Genomic DNA, 22695 nt, shown 5'->3' with positions numbered 1-22695 from the left:
TGGGGCGCATCCTCCTCCCATGTCCGCTGGCGACTTCCTTGACCTCCAGACACAGCTTGCCGTCCTCGCTGGCCGCGCCACCGCCGCCGACTTGGACGAAGACCTCGACCTGTGCAAACAGGTCATCAACGAAGCCCTGCTCGAAATCTACCGCCCCGTTGACGGACGCGCTCCGGAATGGGCGCGGCGCTCGGTGCCATGCCGGTTTCGCCAGCCGCAAACCATCACGATCCAGCTTTCCGAGGGCGAGACCGTCGTCACCGGCCATGACTTTACCGCCGACTGCACCGGCAGCATCATTGCCATCGGCCAGCACTTCTACACCTACGCCGGCAAAGACACCGCCAACGTCCACCACCTCTTGCAGCCAGCGATGGAGGCCACCGGCACGCACACCGCCACCCTCCATCACAACGCCTTTCCCCTCCCCCCCGACGTGTCCGAAATACTCGGCGCTCCTGAAGTCTTCGGCTGGGGCCCGCTCTCGCCCATGACAGACCGCGAGACGGAAATCTACTACCGCTCCATCCAGCGCGGCGACTTCCATCCGTATCCGGGCACGGCCAACCACATCCGCGCCGACTTCGGCGGCAACGCCTACCCCTCCGGCACCCCGCTCTTTTACCGTGTCGAAACCGACGCCCTCCTCGAAGGCGCACCGGCCCTTCGCCGCCTCATCATCCTCCCCCTCCCTGCGCAAACCACCATCGTCACCGCCCGGGCCCAAGTCTTCCCCAAAAAACTCGTCAACGACACTGACCGTCCCCGCATCCTCGGCGACCTCATCGACCAAATCCTTCTCCCCATTGCCCGCGAAAAATGGGGCGTAACCTACAAAAAATACACCGGGCAAAATCAACAAGGCCTCATCCGTGAAGCCAACAAAGCCCGCGAAATCATCTCGGCGAGCGCCAGGCCGCAGAAACGATTCTCCGGCATCGCCCGCCCCGGCCTCCGCTAACCATGTCGCTGCTCCGTCCCAAAGGCCGCCCCCGCCTCGTCAAACTCCCCGACAGACGCCTCCGCATCATCCGGCTCTACGAAGTTCGCGGCGACGCTGCCGATCCAGCCAGCCTTGACACCGTCTTCCTCCCCTGGGGAACGCCCGACGTCAAATACACGCAATGCCTCCTCATCGAGCAACCCCAACTCGATTTCGCCCCGGATCAAGGCGTTGAACACGACCTCGCCCGCGTTTACGAAGAGATCCACCCCACCGACGAAACCCAAGTCGGCAAACTCCGCGAAATCATCGGCGAGGACGGACGCGATTACCTTGAGGCGCAGTTCATCCAATTTTCCACGGGACCGCGCACAGAAGGCGTTCGTGGCATAACCACCCCTCCGGGACGAACCGATGCCGTCATGTCGAGCGAAACCTGCGACAACGACGGCACACTCCGCCGCATCACCCGCCGCTACGCCATCGCCAGCGATGCCGTGGAGCCCCTGATCGACGGCGCGAACGAGACCGGCAGAGGCGACGACGTCTGGCAGGATGAGGACAACCGCCATCGCCGCAGGCGGACGTTCATCCAGAAAGCAACTGTCACCTACAACGAGCCTGTCGCCGGCACGCACCTCATCACCGTGGAAGGCGTGCACTACGTCAACACTGGCGAGCAACGCGGCGGCGGCGCAGCCGTGCGCACCATTACCCGCGAATTTCAGGAAGCCACCGCCGAGTGGACGCAGGTCGGACCGGCCATCCCGGCTACCGCAGCGGACGGACTCAAAACGATCCAGATCGTGCAAGTGCGCATCGGATACATCACCGGCGGCGACGTGCCAACCGTCGGCACCAGCACCACTCCAGACGGCGGCACCGACCTGAAACTTTTCCGGATCAGCGGCGAAGGCTCGTCCGTCGCCATCTCCCGCCGCGTCCTCACCTACAAGCAGCCGGGCATCCTGCGCACGAGCGACAACGTGCGCAACAACGGCAAGCTCACCCTGCGCGGCATCACGGCCTTCTGCATGATCCCGCCCACGCCCGAGGGCTTCGTCGCCGTCGATCAGGGCGTGGACGACCCCGGCGGCGCGCCCACGCGCACCTACCAATTTGCCCGTGGCGAAGGGCTCATCTCCCGCGACCTCGACACCGGCGTCACCGGCGGGCTGCGCGCCTACAACACCCGCTACCTATCCCCCTACGTCGCCCCTGCCGAGGGCGCGCAACCGCAGAACCCGACCCCGATGCCGATGGCCGGCGCACTCAAGGCCAGCGAGAGTTGGTCCGACTCCGATGGCTATGTCGTTTGGTCCACCCGCTGGATCGTCGGCGGCAAGATTGAGCTGACCGAGGACGAGGACGGCCGCAAAACACTCGAAGCCACCTACCTGTATTTTGTCACACCCGACAACGACGACTTCCCCGCCGTCGGCGACGCCTGCGAACCCATTATCGACACCGACACCGAGGGCGAGGAAGGCGAAGGCGCGGCCACCGCCCCCGACGGCTCCCCCCACCTCGCCGAATCCGAACGCTTCGTTTACGCGGGCCGCCGCGAAGGTTCCGCCTACGGATACAAAACGGTGACGCTTCGCTTTCAGGAAGCTACCGCCGAATGGACGCAGGTCGGACCTACAATCAGCGACTGGGAGATGAACGGCCTCGAACGCATGATTGTCCGACTCGTCGCCAAAGGCGGCACGGCACTGCCCGAGGCCGACGACATCACCATCGGATACAGCACCATCGACGGCGAAAGCGCCGAGCTCACCCTCGGAGGCGTTTCCCGCGCAGGCAGCAATCACGCCATCGCCCGCCTGACCCTCACCTACCTGCAGCCCGGCCTCGTCCGCCGTCGCACGCGCCAACTCCCCAGCATCGGCGGCCTCCGCGAACTCCTCATCGAGACCTTCCTATGGGGCCGCGATGAGGTCAACGCCTCCGGCATCGCCGATGCGGCGGACGGCGACATTCCCGGCATCCTTATATCGGACGACACCGACAACGTGCAAGGCTACCCCATGCGTCAACTCCGCTGGATGCAGACCGCCAACGGCGGCGACCCCACCGACGGCATGGCGCAAGAATTCACCGACATGGTGCAATTCACCTACCCCGGACGCGCTCGCCCCTACTTCTTCAAGCGCCAGTTCGGATTGAAGGCGGGCGACACCATTGATCCGCTTCCCGGCGGCGGGCTCGTCATCCAGAAAATGCCGATACACTACGACTTCAACGTGATGACCTCACCCCCGGTGCAGATCATGGTGAAGGCGACCGTCTCCATTCGCTACTCGGAATCACCGGACATGGAGGACAACCCCGAAGCACCCCTCTGGAACCCGGATAATTGGGCCATTCAGCAGCTTTCATATCTCTCAAGCGGCGACTCGCCGGTGCATGAAATCACTCACCTGAAAGGCTACCGCGTCTATACCGATGCCGAGATGGCAGGAGAAGGCGATCCCGGCGATGGCGGCATCCACTGGGGCGGAAACGGCGACATCACAGGAGGCGGCCCATCCCCCCAACCTTCCACCGTCCCCATCGCCGTCATCGACGGGCGCACCAGTGCCTTCGATCCTGAATACCGCGGCCACAACACATGGAGTTTGGGCAACTCGTTCGGCTTGTGGGACTCGCTTGGCTACCGCACCGGACCAGTCATAATCGTCTCGGGCGGTCCGCCCGCACCCGACAACAAAAAATGGACGCTCAGCAGCAAGCCAGAGCCCGCGTTCGTCGGTGAGGACGGCAAGCAATACTGGCGGCACACGGTAGTGACGTCCGAGATACCGAAGCAAACCCCCATTTTCCCGCTCGGCGACGACGCCAAGCCGCCCGGCGAAATCGGCTAAAGGAGACGAGAACATGGCCGAAGACACAGAAACCAAGACCAACGCGGCCACCCGACGCGACACCGAGGCGGCGGCGAAATCCACCCGACGCGACACCCTCTCGGAGGACTGGCGGGCGACTCGCGACGCCAGGCACGCCGCCTACGAAACCCGCAAATCCGCCCGCAAGGAAGCCAGATCAAACGCGACTGCGATGGCGGCGGCCATGCCGCAGTCCGCCCCGCAACTCCCCCCTCCCCCCGACGACGAACCCACCTACATGACGCCTTCGGCCCCACGCGGAGCCCTGCGCACCACCATCCTCGACATCGCCGATACCGAACTCGGCGGCGCTGGTGGCTACGGCTACGGTTACGGTAATGGCTGGGGCGGTGGCCGGGGCGGTTGGGGATGGTGACGGCTATTTTGTGCTTGTCTGCGATCGGTTTTAGACGAAGCAGAAGGGGATTATGATCTTTCTTACCAAAAACAGATTCCGGCAATTAACCTTCCTTCTCGTTTTGGGTATGTTTATCTGCACCCCGCTTGCCAACGCCCAAAACTCGACTCGCCCTCCCCAAACAGTGATAGTTCAAGGCGACTGGAAAGAAACGCGCGAAGAAGCGATAATAGACGCAAAAATCAAAGCGTTTAAGCTCCTCATTGAGGTGGAAGGCCTCACCTACAAGTGCAAGATACTTAGCACAAAAAGGAAAAGCGGAGTCTTCGCGATCAAGTTGGAAATGACGTGTGAATAGCACCGTCCCTAATCCGCATCGAACGGATTAAATCTCACCCCCGGCTGGCGCATCAATGCCGGGAGCATCGCCTTCGCCCGATCCCGCTCCTCCCGTGTCACTGCCGTGACCAGCTTCTCTGCCGACTCCGCCGGCAACCGCCTCAACGCCGGCACCAGCGGCCTCAACCGCCGTGCGATACCCCGCCCGCTGATCTGCACATAGTGCCGGTATTCCACATCCGTCATCTGCCGGTTGCCCAGCTTCGTGCTCTTCGACGGCACCGTGATGAACAGCTTTTTATCCTTCAGCACCTCGCGCAGTGGATCGCCTTCCTCCATGTGGACAAACCGCTCCAGCGGCGACCGCTCCACCTCCTCGCCCAGAATATCCGTTTTGACGCTCCCCGTTGCCCGCACAAACGGCAACTGCGCCCCCGTCGCACCCAGTGGCCCGTCCGTCTCGTAAACCTTCGGATTGATCGTCCTGTCCACCTGCCGCATCAAGTTCACGCCCGGCACCAGCGCATTTGACGGCACGCTCGCCAGAAACCGTGTCACCGCATCCGGCGACGCCTTCCCCTGCACCATGTCCATCAACTGCCCCATCCCCGAAAGCATCGACGTGTCAAAAATCACCCGCGAAGCCCCAAGCGTCGCACCGATGGCCCGCGCCGCCACCGTCTCCTCCTTCTCCTTCCCGTAACGCAACGCATCCAAATAACTGCCGACCAGCGCCAGCGGCACATTCAGCGGCGAATCCTGATAAGGGATGCGCACCTTCCCCAGCTTGATCGTGTTGCGCCGCCACCCCGCCCCCTCCAGTTGCTGGCGATGCCGGTAATCCGACGGCCCGCTCGCCGTGATCGAAAACCACGGCTCCTCATCGTCATCCCCCGAACCATACGCCAGCAAACCCAGCGACGTAAGCAGCACCGACCCCGCGATTGACTGCACCGCCAGCCGCGCCCGCTCTTCGGAGTTAAACTCCCTCCGCACACGCGAACCGTCCGCAGCCCTCTCCTGTGTCACCACGCCCAATCTGGCCCGGGCCAACCCCACCGGCGTAAAATTGAGCGCCGTGTTGAAAACGTTCGTCGGCACCTTCAGGAAAGGCAAAAATGCCTTCAGCACCGGCACGCCGCCGGGCTTGAAGCTCTCCGCCGCGTCGCTTACCGCGCCGGCCAGCACACCCGCCCAGCCCTCCGGCTTCTGGTTGTAGGTCGATTCCAAACCAAAATGGACGGCGCTCGCCAGCGTCTCGGTGCCAAGCCCGCGCACCCGATGCTCCTGCATCAAGTCAAACACCCGCTGCGAAAGATCATGCCCCGAGAATCCCTCCGCCTCCGCCTGCCGCCTGGCCCGCAACAACTGGTCCGGCGCGGTCCCAAGCGATTCCCGGACACGCTTCCGCAACTCCGCCCCCGAAAACTTCCCCTCCAGCAACTTCGCCACCGCCACCCGCATGTGCGCCTCGCGTGCCGAATGGTAAAAAATCGAGTCGATGGCCCGCATCACCCGGTAAACATACCGCAACGGCTTCGCCACCGCCTGCGACACCCGCCCCCCGGCATCACCGCGCGCCACAATCTCCAGCACATTGCTTCCCTCGCCCGTCTTCACATTCTCGCCGCCGCTCACGTCATTGTTCGACGCCGCCACCAGTTCCTTGCTTCCAAACCCCCGGCCCATGATCGAACGCGCATCCGCAAACCCCGTCCCGGCCCCCTCAAGATAACCCCGCACCGCATCTCCCGCACGCTTCGGATCGGCCACTGCCACCGAAGCCAGTTGCAACGCCCCCAGCATCGCGTTGCCCGTCGCATTGACCAGTTGGGTCGTGTATCCGGAAAGCAAATTCGCATACCAGAATGCCATCGCAATATCCACCCGCCCCACGCCACGGACCAGCCTCATTTCATCCAGCAAATCCAATTGCGCCCGCGCCTTTGCCGTTGAGTTCGGCGCCGTCTCGATCCGGTCCGCGATCACCGCGATCTTCTTCATCTGCCCCGGCGTCACTTCCGGCAATTTCAACTGCTTCGCCACCACATCGCGCATATCAGCGCGTGACAGCGCCCCCAGATTATTCAAAACCCCGGAACGCTCGATCACATTCAACACCCTCCGCGCCTTCGGAGTGTCGATCCGCTCCTTCATCTGCTTCAGCGCCTTCCTGCGCTCCTCGCCGAGCATCCCCTTGACGCGCTCCGTGAACTCCGCCGCCACCCGATCCGCGTCCGCGCCCGTCAACCCCGCCTGCTTCACCAAGTCAGCCGCCAGCCCTTCCGCGTGCACATCCACCCGCGTCATATGCTGCCTCGCCAAGTCGCGCACCTTTACCCGCATCGTCCGGTGCGCCTCGCGGATCGCCCGGTCAAGCAACGCATCCGAATACGGCCGCGCCCCGATGTTCGCCAGCGCCAGGTCAATCTCCCGCACCGCAGGCGACCCCTCGCCAAACTCCTTCACGAACGTCTCGCGCACCGTTTCAAAAACCTCGCCGTATTTTTCCCGGTTCGCCATCGCCTCGCGCAGCAACTCTACCGCCGGAGCCTCCGGAGCCTCCGGAGTCTTCGGCATCACGCCTTCCATTCTCGCCTGCATCTCCTTCACGATACGCCCGGCAAACTCCTGCAACGGCGATTTCGGCGATTTTTCGTCCGCCACCCGGTCAACCATGTCCACCATCTTTTGCGCCGCGTCCTCGCGATACTGCTGCCAGATCGCCTTGCTCACCTTCACTGTCCGCAACCCCTTTTCCGTTTCCTCGGCCGCTTTCCCGACTGCCTTGCGTGAAGCCTTGTTCAACTCGTCTGCCGCCCCGTCCACGGCCTCCGTTGCCGCCTTCCCCATCCGGTTGTTCTGCCGCGTATGGACCGCCTTCACATATTCCGCCGGCGCGGCCACCCGCTGATCCCGATACATGTGCGCAAACATCGCAATCTGCTGCCCTGCTTCCGTCGCAAGCGTCGGCTGCGCCGCGCCTGCCAGCCGGTTTAGCTCCCTCGTGATCCGCTCCACATCGGCGGGTGTCTTGGCATCCTTCAACTCCGCCGCGCGCCGCCCCATCAGTTCTCCGATGATGCCCACCCGCACATCGCCATTCAGACCGGAACCCCGATCCAAGGCCATCGCCTCCGCTCCGGCCTCACTTCGATCCTTGATAATCCGCTTGGCCTCCTTCGCCACGTCCTCCTGATGGCGCACATCGTATTCGATCTGCTCCACCGGCTGCCCGCGATCCCGCAGACTGTCCGGGAATCGGCTGAATTCCCTGCCCGGCCCCGGCTCCTTCTCCATCTCTGCCGCCGCCGGCGGCGTTACGGCCGGCGAACCCAAGACTTGACCCCGCCCGCCCTCCGTGTCAGGGTTTTGGCGGAATTCCTCCCGGCCTGAGCCGGAAGTTGTGTCGGGAGGCGTCGCTTTGGGTGCGGTCCGGCGTAGCCCATTGTCTTCAATATCGGGGTGAACCCAGTCCACCCGCATGTATTGCTGACGGCTTCGCGGAAAATCCCCCTTCGTGACGGGGAATTGCGTCGTCAGGCTCCCCTCGAACGGCCGTTGCTCCGCAATGCTTCCGTCCGGCCTGACAACCACCGCGTGATGAATCCCCCCCTCGTATTTGCGCACGAATACGCGGGTATTGTCCCGCTCGTCCACCAGTCTCACCTGGGCATTTTTCAATGTTTCCGGAACGCGCGGCAACCATCCGGCCTTCAACCGGTGAAGCGTGTTGCCCTGGCTCTCCCGGATCAGATGCCACACCCGGGCACTCATGCTCCCCTTGTCGGCCACCCTCATGTCGATCCCGCTGCCGTCGGCGGCCTTGACCGACTCCGGCCACGACTTGAGTTCGATGGCGGCCAGCTTGATGATCTCCGCGTTGGTGTTCGCCGTGTCGAGCAAAGGCTTTTCCCCCTTGTCCTCGACCATCGTGGCATCCGCCTCCCGCAACGTCTGCCCTACTGCCGGCGAACCCAGCATACCGGGCTTCCCCGCCGGATTCTCCTTCTCCCATGCCTGCAATGCCCGCTCATCCGGGAACGTCGAATGCTCGCGCAACCGCTCCCCCTTGATCGGGCTTCCGTCCTTGTTCACCCGCCACACCGTCACCGACCAGTTGCCATCCTCGCCGCGAGTAAAATCCACCACCTTGTCGAATCCGCCGCCGGCCCTAGGGATAACCCGGTCCGCCCTGAAAAAATTCTCCGCCCGGTCCGCGTCAGACAACCCTTTCGCCTTCTTCGCACGCGGCTTCTTCGCCGGTTTGGGCGCAACCTGTGGCGCGGGCGTTTCGCCCGCTTCTGTCTCTGCTGCTAGTTCCGTTTGCCTCGCCTCAACCACCGGTCCCTCTTCCGTTGGCACCGTCGAAACCATGTTCCCGGCCTCCGGATCATCCGTGACAATCTGACTATTCGCCCCCCCGACCGCATCTGGATCAAGCGTCTCGTCGGCATCGGGCAGATTCTCGCGAATCCGGTCAACTGGCGAAAAATCCTCATCAATGGGCCGGTTTTCAAGGATTGCCCGCACCACGGGCCCCGGCGCAAACTCTCCCTCGCTCGCGGCAACCTGGGCAACCGGAGACTCCGCGGCCCCTTCAGTGGGGATTGAAGGAACTGCGCTCTGCTGAGCCGGTTCCTTCTTTGATTTTATGCGTTTCCCGTCCTCCGAAAACCCCATCACCTCCAGAATCTTGCGGTCAAGCTCCGCCGTCGTGATGTCCTGATTTTTTGAATACCACCTGCGAACCAAATCCCGCACGGCAGTCAAAAACCGCTGCAACTTCGTCCGCATCTGCGGATTCATCTGATCGGTGTCTCCGCGAATCACCCGCGCAAACTGGAACGCCACCCACTCCGAACGCGCACTGATGTCGCCCTTCAACTCGGAGCCCTTGCGCCTATCGCCGGGATTATACTCCATCGCCGACGCCTCACGCTGCGCATCCGTCAGCGATTCCCATTGATTCTGTGCAAACTCATTCCCGAGAGCGAATGCCTCCGCAAAATGCCCCCCCTCATGCACAACCGCTCTCACCATATCCTCGCCTGTCTTCACCCGGTCCGTGTTGATGTAGAGCGTGTTCGTCTCCGGATTGTAGGCTGCCGCGCTGTCCGGTGTGGCGCTCCCGGTTTCTGCCTTTGTCCACTGCGCGTTGTCCAGCGTGTGAACCTCCATTTGCTCGAACGCCTCCGGATTCGCCCGGTGCAGGCGCGGCGCGAAATCCAACAAAAACCGGCTCGCCCTGTCGGATCCTTTCATCCCGACCGCCTTCACCAGCGTCTTCACGAAGTGCGCCGGCTTGTTCTCCCCACGTCGAATCGCCGGCGCAGGTTGTGGCGCGGGCGTTTCGCCCGCTTCCGGGGATTGGGTCCGGCGTCCAGCGTCCGGCGTCCCTCCTTCCGTCTCCGGCGTGGTGGAAATTGGCGCAGGAACCTCGCCGGTTTCAGCACCGGACCTCGGGTTGGGCGCGCTCCCGGCTCCGCCGGCGGGCCCCTGCACAGAAGATTGCGACGCCGCAGGCGTGGCCTTGGTTTCAGAGGCGGCTATCTCCGCCGACTTCGCCGGTTCCGCAGCCGGAGCGGTCGGAGATGTTGCCTCCCGCACCGTTGCGCCCTCGAAGTATTTTCCAAAAGTATCGGGAGTAAGCGTCGCCTCGCGCCCGTCTTCCCACCTGACCTTTAGCGCGCCCGTTTCCTCATGCCTGCCCAAAACTCGGAAGTCGCCCGCCCTGGTTGCCACGATGTCGCCACGCTTCACCGTGCCTGCCAATTTTTCTCCACCCGGCTCGCCTCCCATCTCCGCCCGCAACTCATCATCAACCTCCGGTGAAAAATCCTCGTCGCCCGCGGGCGCGGCATTTCGTCCGTTCACTTCGCGCGCACGGGTAAATGCAGCCATCTGGTCTTCCTTCGACGGCACCGCCCCCGCCTCATACTTCGCCAGCATCGGAAACATCTCCGACGTCTTCTGCCGGGCCTCCGCATCCGTCGCACCGGAAACAGTCACCGTCTCCACCCCGCCCGTATCCGGATTCTCGATACTCCAGTTAAGCGTAGTCGGGCCGTTCTTCGGATCAGGCTGGGCGTTCGACCTCGTGGCGCCGCCCTCGCCGCCGCCATTCAAAAACCCGGCGCCGCCGCCCATCAGCCCAGCAGTAACAACCGCCTGTCCGACCGCCTCGCCAACACCCTTCATCAACGGACGCTCAGGATCGACCGGCTTTGCCATCAGGTTTGATGCGACCTGTCCACCGCCCTCCTCGACCGCCTCAGACGTCGCTTCGCCGCCGGCGCCGCCCACGGCCCCTGCCACGCGCTTGCCCAGCGTCTTCTTCGCAACCTCCTTCGCTTCCTTCTTCGCGCCCCCCCCCACCAAGGTCTTTTCAATCGTCTGAGCTCCCGGCAAAAACTTGGTAAGCCCGGATATTCCGCCAGCCAGAACCGCTGTCTTTCGGGCCTCAGCCAACCCATACGCCAGCTTCGCGCCATCCAGTGAAGCCCCACCTTCCATTAACTCGGCGATCTCTGGAATCTGCTTTGCCCGCCCCTCCGGCATCGCCTCCAATCGCTGCATGAAATCCGCGTAAAAATCCCCGGCCACGTCCGCGCCCTGCATCGCGACCTCGGCTCCGACCGCGGCACCAACGCCAATTCTCGCCGCCCGCGTCGCCGCCGCCAGCTTTGCCGCATCCGTCACAGCCTTTCTCAACAAAAGCTTTTCCGCTCCGACGCGGGCCGCCGTGCCAACACCGCCGGTCCCGACAAAATTCGGAGCCTGTTCCGCCAGCACATTCGCAAGGAGTGCCGGATTCGATGCCGTTTCCCTGATATACGCCCACGCCTGACGATGCCACCCCTCTTCGGAATCCACCTTTTGCGACCGGGCCCCCTCAAGCATCCGCGCCCTATCCGACTTCTTGCCCTGCCAGAACTCCATGCCCTCCTTGCCCGTCCTCGATGCGGCATTATCGAAATCCCCCGTCGCCAGCCCGTAGATGTCGCCGACCATCTTCAGCAAGGCGTTGCCGCCGCTCGCGAACGACTTCAGCGCATCCGCTCCGGTCCTTGCCAGCGTCCCCCAAAAACCTTCGCCCCTGCCCGCAAGCTGATCCATCAACCCGCGCTTTTCCGCCAGGGTTCGCGAATACACCGCCCGCATGTCAGCCAACGATTTTTTGCGTGCGTCATTGGCGCCCGGCATTTCCACGTCAATCCCGGCAATGCGCTTTTCCAGCCTGCGCACGGAATTCCACAACGTCGCGTCATTCACCGCATCCTCGCCGCCCTTCTCCCCGATCACGTCGTCAATCGGGCGGCCATCCACCGACTTCACGCCGGATTTGCGCAGGCGATCAAGCTCCATCACCTCGGCGTCGATGCCGACACCTTCGCCATTCTCGATACGCTGCCCCACCTTCGCGCTCAGTGCCGACGACACAAGATCGGCGCTGCCGTCCGCAGTCTTGCGAAACGCCTCCAGCGGATAGTCTGTGACAATGGCCGTCCCGTCCGCCTGCCCGTCAACCTCCCGACGATACCCTTTCCTCAATTTCGTAGTCTTCTCATTTGGGCCTATCCGCTGGCCGGAATACACCGGCAATCCGTCGTCAGGATCCGCCAGCGTCGTCACTTCTGCCAGCGCGGACTTGTCGATCGGAGCCTCGCCACGCACCGCTCGCTCCGCGTTTTCGGCAACCACCGCAGACTCCACGTTGTCACCGGACACACCATAGGTGTCCGTCAAAATTTTCCCATAGGACTGATTTGCCCTGCCGTAAACCTCCTCCGCCCGCTTCTTGTCCTCCAGCATTCGCTGGCGCTTCTGCTTCAGCGCTTCGTATTTCGGCGCGAGCGCATCCAACTCCGCCCTCGCCGCCTTCGCTTTTTCAGTCGGCTGTCCGCGCTCTGCCGACGTAAACGCACCCTCAAGAAAACCAACCGTCTCGCCTGCGTCCTTTTCCAACTGCGCCATCTGTCCGGCCAGCGGCCCCGTGTCGATCTCGCCACCCTCGCCATCGTCCTGAAACACCAGGTCCTTCCCCTCGCCTTTTTTCCACTGTTTCAGCGAATCCTCGTGAAACTTGACCACCTCGCGCAACTTGGACCGCTCCGCCCGCGCCACCTTCAACTGCGGCGGCTCAATCCGCATCGCCGGCAACTCCGCCACGCTCGCATCCACCCCGGCCAAATCATCCGGGTCCACCTGCCCGCTCGTGCCAACCCTCGGCGCACGAACCCCCGCCGCACGATTCGCCTCCGAGTCCGCCGGGAAAACACGCCCGGCAATATCCCGGTCCACATCAAGGCCGCGCGCCTTGTAGGCATCCGCCCGCACACCCTCCTCCTGCTTCGTCGTGAAATTGCGCTGCTTGCGCACGGCCTGCGCAGCTCGGCGAACATTCCGGCGCGCCATCTTGTCGGCATACGCATCCGAAAAAACATCCTCCCCGTCGAGATCATCCAAAGTCGTGAAGTCCATTCGTGAAAAAATAGAAGTTGCGAATCACCGACCTGCCGCCGCCATCCGCTGGCGCGCGCGCATTTCCTCGGTATCCCCGCCGAAACTACTGAACCATTTCCCAATCGCGCGCCCGGCCCTGTAAATCGGTTCCGGGTCAAACCGTGTGCCGCCAGCCGCAGGCCTGCGAGACTTCGCCGGCTTGTTTGCCATTAGCGAATCAGGCTCCTCACGCGGGGCATCAAACAACGCTGCCGCGCTTGCCGGACGGCTACCGGGCAACAGTTCCGGCAACGCCGCAAATGTCTTCTGAGCACCGGGCAAGCCGGGATCATCAAATGACCGGGGTGTCGGCACCGGCGACGACGTGGCCGGCAAACCCGGAACGGACGGCGCCGCTGACACCGCCGCCGGAGCCGCCGCCGTCGGCGCAACCTTTGCGGGATTGGCAAACGCCTCAGCCGCCGTGCCGTTCGCATGCCGTCCGAACCCGCCTGAAAATTCACGCGCCTCCTCCTGCGAATCGAAACGCTGGCGCTCGCCAAATTTGTTGAATCCGGTCCACTTGCCATCAGACCCTTGCCCGACTGCCCATGACGGTTCAGCAGATGCCCCCCCCGCATCACCTGCCTTCTGCGCGGCCTGCGTCCCCGGTCCGGCGTCCGGCGTCGCAGACACGACAGGCTTTGCCGGTTGAATATTCCCGTCCATGTCCATGAACGTCCGCCCCTGATTCGTCACATTGTAGCGCGACCGGATCGAGTCGAATTGCCCGTCCGCTCTGGCCCTTGCCACATTCACATCCCTGACAGGCGTCTGATAACGCCCCGACATGTCAGCATCCAACCCGCTCCCTCCGCCCACGGCCAGCCCCCTCGACTGCGCCGACAACTGCTCGTAGAGCCTGCGTCCCTCGCCCGGGTCGTAGCCCGTGCGTGCGCGCTCCGCCTCCGACCGGGCGGCATCCTCGGCAGACAGCATCCGTCCGCCCCGTGTGATCTTTCGTCCGTCCGGCAACCTGCCTCCGTCGAAATCCGTTTCCCAGCCGTAACGTTCGCGTTTTTTGTAGGCTCTTTCTTGGTCTCGTCTTGTAATCATGCCAGCCGTGATGCCCCCGGCGGCCTCCACCCGCCATCGGTTGTCTCAATACGAACTCCACCCCTCGCGCCGGTTCACATCCTCCACTCGCACCGGCTTCCGCTTCCGCTCCCGGTAGAGCGTCGCCATCGCCCGATTCCACAATGCAATCGCCAGCATCATCACTCCGTCATCGTGCTTCCCGCTCATCGCACGCACCGTCCCGTCCTTGTGTCGCACGAACACCGCAAGCTGCTCCAATATCCACATGAACGGGCACTCAAATGTCGGATTCTCCTGTTTCCACTCCGCGATCAACCCGGCCAGATTGTCGATGATCGTCTTCTTCGTCGCCGGGTCCGTCCGCCACCCTGCCATCCTGTCCACCGTGCCCGCCGTTTTGTTGGTGGTCGTCCGCTCAAACACCGGAATTTCCAGCCGCTGCAACTCCTTCACGTGGTAGATGCCGCAGTTGTTCACCTCGGGAATCACGATGCACCGCCCGTAGTAGATCGACAGGCACGCCGCCACCAGCGCCGCATACTCCGATTCCAGTCGCGACCAATGATGCGCCACAATCCGGGGCGGCCACCAGCGCCCGTTCGCGTCCCGATACCCGTCACGCAGCACCCCGATCGAGTGGTAATCAGGGTCCGCCTTCGGCCCCGACTGCTGCTGGTCCCGTCCGGTGCACGTGTCCATCGACACCAGATAACGGCACCCCACGCGCGGCTCCTCGATGATCTCCACCGTCCCCTCGCCATCCGGCACGAAGCTCACTGCCTGATTGTTCTGCATCGACAACTCCCCAACCGTCGGACGAATCGCACCCCACAACTCCACGAACTTCTGCACCGTCGCCGCCTTGAACCGCAGCCGCGCATTGAGCAGGAAGCACTCGACGTCGTTCGACGGATACTCTTGGCGGAACTTGTTCGGGTCGTTCTGGCACTTGTCGGCGATCTTCCACCGCCGCCAGTTCAGTTGCTCCAGCGTGACGTGATAGCGTTCAATCTCCTGCTTCTCCTCATCATCCAACTCCAAAGAAAACGCTTCCCTCTCCGCCGCCGATGCGAACGGTCTGGCATGCTCGGGGAACTCGAACCACGCTGCGAAAATCCGGATGTAGCCATTTTTCTTGTTCTGCCACATCTCATAAAAAATCCCCGTTGGTCCGTTTGGCGTGGTATCCAGCATGCCGATGCTCATCGGCCCCTCGTCATACCACGAATTGAAGAAGCCAAGCGCCGGGTCTTTCCCCTTGATGACCGGGAAGTGAGCCACCTCTGTCGCATTCGCTACCTGGATCGTTCCGCCCGCGCCGGCACGCGCTGATCCGGCCGTCTCCTTCCGATACATTGACCCGCTCGGCAACACGATCTCGTCCGCCAGATTGCCCGGCTCGCCGAATTTCGGCATCGGCCCATAGCCCCACTCGAATTTGTCATGCTCCGCGAGCGTGCGGAAAATCTCAAACACCTTGTCTGACGTCCCGGTCTTGTCTGCCATCAGCGCCCCGGACAGCCCCCCGTGATTCATCATGTGGTGATAGGTGATGGCAGCCACAATGGTCGAAAGCCCCACCTGCCGCGGCTTCAGACCCAAAATCTTGCACGGTTTCCCCTCCGCCATGCACTTCCGGTAGGCTGCGAACATCCGCTTTTGCAGGATGTTCGGCTTCCGCTTGGGGAGGATTTTGCCCTCCTTGTCCTTAAGCACCGCGAACAGGACAAACCACACCTCCGGATCGACCCGTGCCAGTGCCTTGATATTGTCCTGTGTCACGTCACCCATCGGGATCCTTTCACACTTGCACACCTCTCCATGTCGTTATCTGTATTGCTCATGTGATTTGTGGAAAAATGCCCCTTTTTGCTGATTTGAAGGCGTTTATAGCGCGTTATACGGTTTCAACTCGGGGGTTGGTGCGGTATAATCGCCGTAAACGCTCTTCGTTCCGAAAGGGGTAGAAAAGAGGTTTCGTCGAAATTGTTTTCGCATAATACATTGATTCTAATCGTATTCTAAAATAATAGCCTCTGACATTTACTCAGGTTACAAACCCTCAAATATCCACAACCTCCACATTTGCAGATTGTTGAGAAATCGGCTTTGTCCACGTCTCAAAAATATCCTGGAGGTCGATGCCGGACTCCTTGAGCGTCTTGACCTGCTCCTCTTTCGACATCGGCTTTGCTGTCTCTTGGGGAGTGGTGAGGTGGATATCGAGGAGGTTGGCCGGCATCCCGGCCTTGTATGCTAGCATCAGCCGGATCGCCGCCATCCGTGAGGCCCGATCCGGAATCCACGTGTAGTTGTTCTCGCCGCCCTTGCGCTTCGAGGTCTGACCGATCGCGGGCGTCCCTGTGGTCTCGATCTTTTCCTTCCACTTCGCGCGCGGAGCCCGGACGGTGATCTGCGCGTGTTTGATGCAGTCGCGCAGCTCGGCCAGGCACATCTCGACATCATCCTCTGTGATAAGCCGGGAAAGCTCCGCAATCACTGCCCTCTCGCGGTCAGCCGGCGACGCTGGTGCGAGAGCCAGCGAGTGCCCGGCATCAGCCGGAGGCGGAGTGATTGGTTGGCGAGTGGAGCGAGGCATACCCCACGCAAATGCCCCAATCCCGACGGACTCCAATCCGTTGCCACCCCCACCTTCCGTATCTTCCCACCCCTTTCTGGTGGTATTTGGCCGATCCCCCATTCTTGAAATTGCGGGTATTAATTCAAACTTGATTGTCCCCATACCCTAACGAAAACGGAAACCTACCCACCAACGGAAACACTCCGTAGTTTGTTAAAACACTACGGAGTTTCCGTTGGGGGTTTCCGTTAGGGTTTTCGTGAGTTTCCGACAGTTTCCGTGAGTTTCCGTTAATTTGAAAAAATACGTTATTTTATTCTTGATTTAATAACGTATTCAAACAAGATGGACACCATGAACCCAACAATCACACCCAAAACAGAGGAGGCGGAAACAAGCCGCCTGCTCTCCCCCGAATTGCTCGCCGAAGCCCGCGAATGGCTGGATGAGCTGGTCTGGCGCGATATGCCCGCCATCGAGGGGCTCACCGATGCCGAAGTAGAGCATGGCATCGCTCGGCATTACGATGGCGGCATTCCCGGCTTCATGCTGGATTTCTCGCCGAACGAGGCAGTGCGCAGCCAAGCCAAGGCGTTGTTCCCCACTCCTGATGTGTTTGCTGCTCGCGCAATCGGTGAGCTCACCGACGAACACATTGCCTATGCTGGCGACCCTGCTCGTGGTGAATATCGCGGATTCGCCGCCCTTGGAGACCTAATGGACCACAACCAATTCCTACTGAACTGCGGCTGTCCTGCGCCAGATGGCACACAGGAACGCCTCGATCTGATCAACGATTATGCCGCCGCCATCACCACTGCCATCATCGCTCACTACAATGCCGCATAACCAAACAATAGAAGACGTGCTGACCGATTTCACCGCATCGGATTGGCTTAAGACCGCGCTTCGTGGGGCACTCACGCGCGACCCCGTTGACGCTGCGAATGACGCCGAAGTTTTGGCGCAACTGTTATCAAAACGAACACAACCAACTCTGGAGGCCAACCAATGAGCCGCTTCGACAACTTCACGCAGGCCGAGTTGGAGGTTTTGCTCGATGCCCTCCAAGCCGCCGATCCCACCGAATACCCACATTCCGAGAAATGGGATACCATCCGCTGGGCACTGCACAAAGAGGCCGGCGACAACGCGCGCGCGGCCAACACTCAATCAGGCAGCCATCTTCACCCATCCACGCCATGAGCACCGACATAACCAACATCGAACACGCAGTCCGCCAACTCAACCAATCCGAGAAGGGCCAGATGGCGTTGTTCTGGCTCCGCATGGCCTGCGACGACCTCGTGGGCCTCGACATTGAAAACCAGCGCGCGGTCGCCACTCTCGTGCAAGGCGTCTTCGACTATCCCGGATCAGCCCGCGACGAGATCAAGGGAAACGCCAGCCACAACCAGCTCTGGACCGCCAACCGCACCACGGTTGACCTTGTGGAGCGCGCAGTGAAGGAAGCCAGCCAATAACCATGACCGCCCAACTCGACATGTTTGCCGCCATGCCGGCATCCCTGCCACCGTGGGAAGATCCTGAGAAGTGCAAGGGGGCGACAATCTGCCCCTGCACGGATCCCGACACCGGCAGAACCTACTACTCGATTTGCTGCACCGACGCGGACCGCGAAGTGCTGCAAACCTATCGCCGGGAGACGCGCTCCGCCGCGCTCGCACTGATGGAACAGATCAAAGCGAAGCTGGACCAAAACACCCAGCGAGAGCTTGCATTTGGGGACTGATTGTCGCCTCTTGAAAACATGGAAAATAAATCAAGACACGGCGGAAGCCGCCCCGGCGCAGGTCGCAAACCATCTCCATTGAAAAAACAGCGCGTCAACCTCATGCTCACGCCCGACACGCTCAACCGTCTCTACACGGAGACACGACGACAAGGCCGTGCCGCCGACATCTCACCCGTGATCGAGCGCCTTGCTAAGACCCTGCCGCCAGCCCTCCATCGCTACCAGCAGCCGCGCGGACGCAAGCCGAGGATCAATCCAGCATCAGTCGAGGTCTTCGAGGATTACATCGACTAGCCAACCGGTCGCAATCTCTGCCCTGTCCGCATTGGCTTGCACGTCATGCAGACATTTCACGTTCGCCGATTTCTCGGCATCCGCAACAGCGTCGAAACCTCAGACCAGCAGCGAGGATCCATGCGCAAGGCCGAGGGCATCATCCTCACTCCCTCCGGCGCCATCATCGGCGGCCCCTCGTGGACACCCGCCATCTCTGACATCCGCCCGAAAATCGACCAGGCACTGGCCGGGAGGGGTGTGGTCGGCAAAACCCACCTCGTCATACTGACCGGGACCGCGCACACGGTCCTTCTCGCATGGGACTCCGCCGCTCGCCGATCTCGCGGCGCATGGCTCGTCGGTCAAGGCAATGGAGGCGGCGGGTATTCGGTCTCTGCGCCTGACATCGGACTCAACGCCACGCCCGGCCTGCGCTGGTATGGCTCATGGATCAACGGCAACCTCTGGCTCGGCAATGGAGTCGATCCAAACCTGTGTTACGCTGGCGGCACGCTACGCGCCCTCGGCTCCGGCGTGCCCTCATCCGATACCGACCATCCGGCGAAAGTCCACTTCCCTCCATGTATCCAATGGGTCACTACTGCCGATAAAGTGATCTACGGAGCGGGCAATGCCACCGATCCGCTCAAGGTATGGGCCACCGAACGCGCCACGGCGCTCTATCCGAATCTCGAAGGCATCTATTCGCTCGAAACATCCTGCACCAGCATCGCGCACACACGCGCAACCCGCATCACGGCCCTGCAAGTGGACATCACGGCTGTCCGCGTGCATACCGACGCCGGCGTTATCACTCTCTCCGGCTTCGAGGACGGCGCCGACGCCAACAAGACGCAGCAAACCCCCACGCAAGCCCCGTCAGCCGCCCTCTCCCCCAACTGCGCATCCGACAGCGAGGGCACTATCGCCTACTACTTTGCCGCCGATCACGAAATCTACCGGGAGTCCGGCGCAACCCAAGGCGGCTACGGCCAGAAACGCAGCCGCGATCTGCCCATCGCCACCTCCAGCGGCGCGGGCCTCTGGTCTGCCGCCATGTCATCCGCCCCAGCCGACGCCGGCGATTACCAACTCATCTACGACCGCGACAACGCACTCCTCTTCGTCCTCGCCCCGCTCGCCAATGGGACACGCGCCATCTACGCCTACCACGAACCCGACGACGGCCCCGGCGCGATCACCGGGCCGATCCGCCTCACCGATGCCGCCGACCTCATCCTTCAGCGGAATGGAGCACGATCCCACCTCGTAGCCATCACGCGCCAAGGCTCGATTCTCACGGCGGACCTGTCCGAACTCCGCGAACGCGACACATGGGAAATCTCCGCCTACTCCGCACCACTGCCAGAAGAGAGGAAACCCGCCGCCAGCGCCCCCGCTGTCATTCCCGGACTCCCCAAGGTCTCCGTTGACGACACTGCCAACGCCTACGCTCACGACATCGACGGACGTATCCTAGTGATGGATACACCTTGGTCTGAATGGCAACCCGCCCCCCTTCCTTCTCCCCGCCTCCACTTCGCCAACGCCACCGTCGCCATCCTCGAACTGTCTAACGAAGACATGGGCTCGCCCGACCTCGTGAAAGAATTTCTCCAAGTCCGCCTCCAGTGGCAGCGCAACACGCCCGTCTACGTCGGAATCTACGCCGAGAGCGAAGGACGTCGCTACGGACGCTGGCATGGCACCCGTTATCCCCGCGAGGAACAACTTGCCGGGCTCAAGCTCGCCGGGCGTCGCATCACACTCCGGCTAATAGTCGTATATTTCAACGACCTCAATTTTCTGCTTCGCTCCCTCTCGATCGACTGGCTTCCTGCGTCCGAGGATTGAGTATCTGCGCAACCGCTTGTAAACGGTCTCCTCCGTGCACATGCACCCGGCGGCAATCACCTTCACGTCGAGCCCGCGCATAGCCATGCCGACAATAAACGGCTCATTGACGGAAAACTGAGCCATGCGCCGCCGCTGTGCTTCACCATCCAGCATCTCTGTTCGCAGCTTGGCTCGATAGCATTCCGTCCTTGGGGAAGAAGGCTCGGCAGTGACACCAAGCCTGGCGCACATCCGCCGCACCTCGTCGGCATCAAGGCCAAGCTGTGATAGCGGGGTAATCATGGCTCAATAATTCACGCTCGCCTTCCTGAACAACTTGGTCGGGGGCGGGATGATGATCCCCTCCATCGAGATTGTTTTGTCGTCGCGCGACAGGTTAATTGAGACCTCGACCGTGATCTTGCCGGACAGATTGCCCGTCTCCAACGCATAACCCTGCACACGCGGAAGGGCATCTCGCAGAAAATCCGAGAATAGCTGTCCGCCCGTTTCGATGATCTTATCCTCGGCCAATCGGAAGTCCTCGATAATCTGCTTCAGGCGATCTATCTGCTGCTTACGCTGCTCGACAACCGATTGGGGGGCGTTCATGAGCGAAAAGAGGTAGAAAAGGGGTAACTCTGTCAACTACCAACAAAAAAACCGACCCAAAAGGACCGGCTTTATTTTCCTAAGTTGTTGGCGGAGAGGGAGGGATTCGAACCCCCGGTTGGCTTTCACCAACACCTGATTTCGAGTCAGGCGCGATCGACCACTCTGCCACCTCTCCGGGCAAACAGGGGCGCGAACGTAGCTGCCAGCGACTAAAACAAAAGCCCAAAATTTCCATCACCGAAGTTTCTTTCTCATGCCGGTTTACCTGTCCTCAATGCGGCCCGGCGCGCCAGGGTGGGTTGACCCGCCCCCCATCATCTCCCACGAATCCATCCCCACTCGTCCTCACCTCACACATGGCCACCTCCGTTTCGACTCCCCGCACCCTCATCCACGACGATTCCATCTGGCTTGCCTTTCAGTCCGGGACCCGGGCCCGCCCCGAATCCGCCGCCATTCTGAAAGCCGAGGCCGATGCCGCGCTCGCCCAGAAACGCATCACGCTCGTGGACAAACCAAAACCCGCCCCAAGCGGCGACCTTCACGACTACGTCAGCCAGGCGCCTTACTGGTGGCCCGACCCCGCCCAACCCGACGGCCTCCCCTACATCCGGCGCGACGGCGAGGTGAACCCGGAATACCACGCCTCCGATCGCACCACGATGGAACAGATGTGCGCCGCCCTCTCCGCCCTCGTCCTGCATTCCAAGGTGGACGGCACCGGCGACCACGCGCATCACGCCGGACGCCTCCTCCGCGGCTGGTTCCTCGACCCCGGCACCCGCATGAATCCCCACCTGCGCTACGCCCAGCGCATCCCCGGCATCTGCGACGGACGCGGCATCGGCATCATCGACACCAACGCGCTTTGCCTCCTGCTCGAAACCGTCACCCATCTCGACTTCAACGAAGACTGGACCCCCGCCCACCTCGCCGGACTCAAGGACTGGTTCGCCGCCTACCTCGACTGGCTCCTCACCAGCGACCACGGACGCGACGAATGTAACGAACACAACAACCACGGCACTTGGTATGACGCGCAAGTGGCGTGCTACGCGTTCTTCTGCGGATGCGACGACGTCGCCCGCCGGCAGATCACACAATTCAGCCTCGACCGCATCGCCCGACAGATCGCTCCCGACGGCAGCCAGCCTCACGAACTGGCCCGCACCCTCTCGTTTTCCTACTCCACCTTCAACCTCATCGGCTTCGCCCTCCTTGCCCGCATCGCCCGCCATTTCGAGATCGATCTGTGGCGTCATGCCATCCGCGAATCCGGCAGTCTGATCGCCGCCATCGACTGGATGCTGCCGTTTCTACTCGGCGAACGCACCTGGACCTGGCCGCAAATCGACACCTACAACCCGACCCTGGCTCCGCTCCTCCTCAGTCTGGCCGCCCAAGGAACCGGCGAGACGCGTTTTGCGCACGCCTACGACGCACTGGCCCAAAACCCGTGGGACCGCGTCGCCGCTCTGAAACCCGGCGTGCGCACCTCACGCCAATCACGTCCCCGATGACGCGCTGCGCGACGTTGAAACGACTGACCTCGATCCCGTG

General features: G+C 62.0%; 16 protein-coding genes and 1 tRNA gene. 11 read left to right on the top strand and 6 right to left on the bottom strand.

Features of this window, described 5'->3' with window-relative positions; genetic code table 11:
* Positions 1-19: 19 nt before the first annotated feature.
* From OBACDRAFT_RS18115 to OBACDRAFT_RS18105, 3 genes are read left to right on the top strand one after another with little or no spacing between them, the layout of a single operon-like run.
* Complete coding sequence (locus tag OBACDRAFT_RS18115; protein WP_043588076.1) at positions 20-961, top strand: hypothetical protein; 942 nt, start codon at positions 20-22, stop codon at positions 959-961.
* Between the two features lie 2 nt (positions 962-963).
* A complete protein-coding gene (locus OBACDRAFT_RS18110) occupies positions 964-3810 on the top strand; it encodes a hypothetical protein (protein WP_043588075.1) in 2847 nt (948 codons plus the stop codon).
* A 13-nt stretch (positions 3811-3823) separates the two neighbouring features.
* On the top strand, positions 3824-4207 hold the full coding sequence (locus OBACDRAFT_RS18105) for a hypothetical protein (RefSeq protein ID WP_043588074.1): 384 nt from the start codon (positions 3824-3826) through the stop codon (positions 4205-4207).
* Positions 4208-4555: 348 nt separating this feature from the next.
* On the opposite strand, the gene OBACDRAFT_RS18095 is transcribed toward OBACDRAFT_RS18105, so the two are convergent.
* The 4 genes from OBACDRAFT_RS18095 to OBACDRAFT_RS18080 all read right to left on the bottom strand — a co-directional run bounded on the left by OBACDRAFT_RS18095 (position 4556) and on the right by OBACDRAFT_RS18080 (position 16571).
* On the bottom strand, positions 4556-13012 hold the full coding sequence (locus OBACDRAFT_RS18095) for a hypothetical protein (RefSeq protein WP_043588072.1): 8457 nt from the start codon (positions 13010-13012) through the stop codon (positions 4556-4558).
* A gap of 24 nt (positions 13013-13036) precedes the next feature.
* Positions 13037-14089, bottom strand: a complete 1053-nt coding sequence (locus OBACDRAFT_RS18090) for a hypothetical protein (protein ID WP_157837165.1) — start codon at positions 14087-14089, stop codon at positions 13037-13039.
* Between the two features lie 45 nt (positions 14090-14134).
* Positions 14135-15862: a terminase large subunit gene (locus OBACDRAFT_RS18085; RefSeq protein WP_043588070.1), complete on the bottom strand. Its 1728-nt coding sequence runs from the start codon at positions 15860-15862 to the stop codon at positions 14135-14137.
* Between the two features lie 271 nt (positions 15863-16133).
* Positions 16134-16571 (bottom strand): hypothetical protein, encoded by a 438-nt coding sequence (locus OBACDRAFT_RS18080; RefSeq protein WP_157837164.1) that lies wholly within the window; start codon positions 16569-16571, stop codon positions 16134-16136.
* A 435-nt stretch (positions 16572-17006) separates the two neighbouring features.
* Between OBACDRAFT_RS18080 and OBACDRAFT_RS29005 the strand changes: the two genes are divergently transcribed.
* The 7 genes from OBACDRAFT_RS29005 to OBACDRAFT_RS18050 all read left to right on the top strand — a co-directional run bounded on the left by OBACDRAFT_RS29005 (position 17007) and on the right by OBACDRAFT_RS18050 (position 20538).
* Positions 17007-17501 carry a hypothetical protein gene (locus OBACDRAFT_RS29005; RefSeq protein WP_198529938.1) on the top strand — a complete coding sequence of 165 codons (495 nt, stop codon included), beginning with the start codon at positions 17007-17009 and terminating at the stop codon, positions 17499-17501.
* Complete coding sequence (locus tag OBACDRAFT_RS29000; RefSeq protein ID WP_198529937.1) at positions 17491-17667, top strand: hypothetical protein; 177 nt, start codon at positions 17491-17493, stop codon at positions 17665-17667. Before OBACDRAFT_RS29005 ends, OBACDRAFT_RS29000 begins: the two co-directional genes overlap by 11 nt.
* Positions 17664-17858, top strand: a complete 195-nt coding sequence (locus OBACDRAFT_RS18070) for a hypothetical protein (protein WP_043588068.1) — start codon at positions 17664-17666, stop codon at positions 17856-17858. The genes OBACDRAFT_RS29000 and OBACDRAFT_RS18070 overlap by 4 nt, the downstream gene beginning before the upstream one ends.
* Positions 17855-18136 (top strand): hypothetical protein, encoded by a 282-nt coding sequence (locus tag OBACDRAFT_RS18065; RefSeq protein WP_043588067.1) that lies wholly within the window; start codon positions 17855-17857, stop codon positions 18134-18136. The genes OBACDRAFT_RS18070 and OBACDRAFT_RS18065 overlap by 4 nt, the downstream gene beginning before the upstream one ends.
* Positions 18137-18138: 2 nt before the next feature.
* Positions 18139-18405, top strand: coding sequence for a hypothetical protein (locus OBACDRAFT_RS18060; RefSeq protein WP_043588066.1), 267 nt, complete (start codon positions 18139-18141; stop codon positions 18403-18405).
* A gap of 78 nt (positions 18406-18483) precedes the next feature.
* The gene (locus OBACDRAFT_RS18055; protein ID WP_157837163.1) at positions 18484-18702 is read left to right on the top strand and encodes a hypothetical protein; all 219 of its coding nucleotides are present in this window, start codon (positions 18484-18486) and stop codon (positions 18700-18702) included.
* 45 nt (positions 18703-18747) lie between these two features.
* Positions 18748-20538: a hypothetical protein gene (locus OBACDRAFT_RS18050; RefSeq protein ID WP_043588064.1), complete on the top strand. Its 1791-nt coding sequence runs from the start codon at positions 18748-18750 to the stop codon at positions 20536-20538.
* Positions 20539-20826: 288 nt separating this feature from the next.
* Here OBACDRAFT_RS18050 and OBACDRAFT_RS18045 read toward each other — a convergent pair whose 3' ends face one another.
* Positions 20827-21132 carry a hypothetical protein gene (locus OBACDRAFT_RS18045; RefSeq protein ID WP_043588063.1) on the bottom strand — a complete coding sequence of 102 codons (306 nt, stop codon included), beginning with the start codon at positions 21130-21132 and terminating at the stop codon, positions 20827-20829.
* Positions 21133-21220: 88 nt separating this feature from the next.
* Positions 21221-21310, bottom strand: a tRNA-Ser gene (locus tag OBACDRAFT_RS18040).
* Between the two features lie 181 nt (positions 21311-21491).
* On the opposite strand from OBACDRAFT_RS18040, the gene OBACDRAFT_RS18035 reads away from it, so the two are divergent.
* Positions 21492-22655: an alginate lyase family protein gene (locus OBACDRAFT_RS18035; RefSeq protein ID WP_052362216.1), complete on the top strand. Its 1164-nt coding sequence runs from the start codon at positions 21492-21494 to the stop codon at positions 22653-22655.
* Positions 22656-22695: the final 40 nt, after the last annotated feature.

Source organism: Geminisphaera colitermitum TAV2 (genome assembly GCF_000171235.2).
Taxonomy (GTDB): Bacteria; Verrucomicrobiota; Verrucomicrobiia; order Opitutales; family Opitutaceae; genus Geminisphaera; species Geminisphaera colitermitum.
The sequence above is the reverse complement of the archived record's forward strand: the minus strand, read 5'-3'. Positions and strand labels throughout refer to the sequence as shown.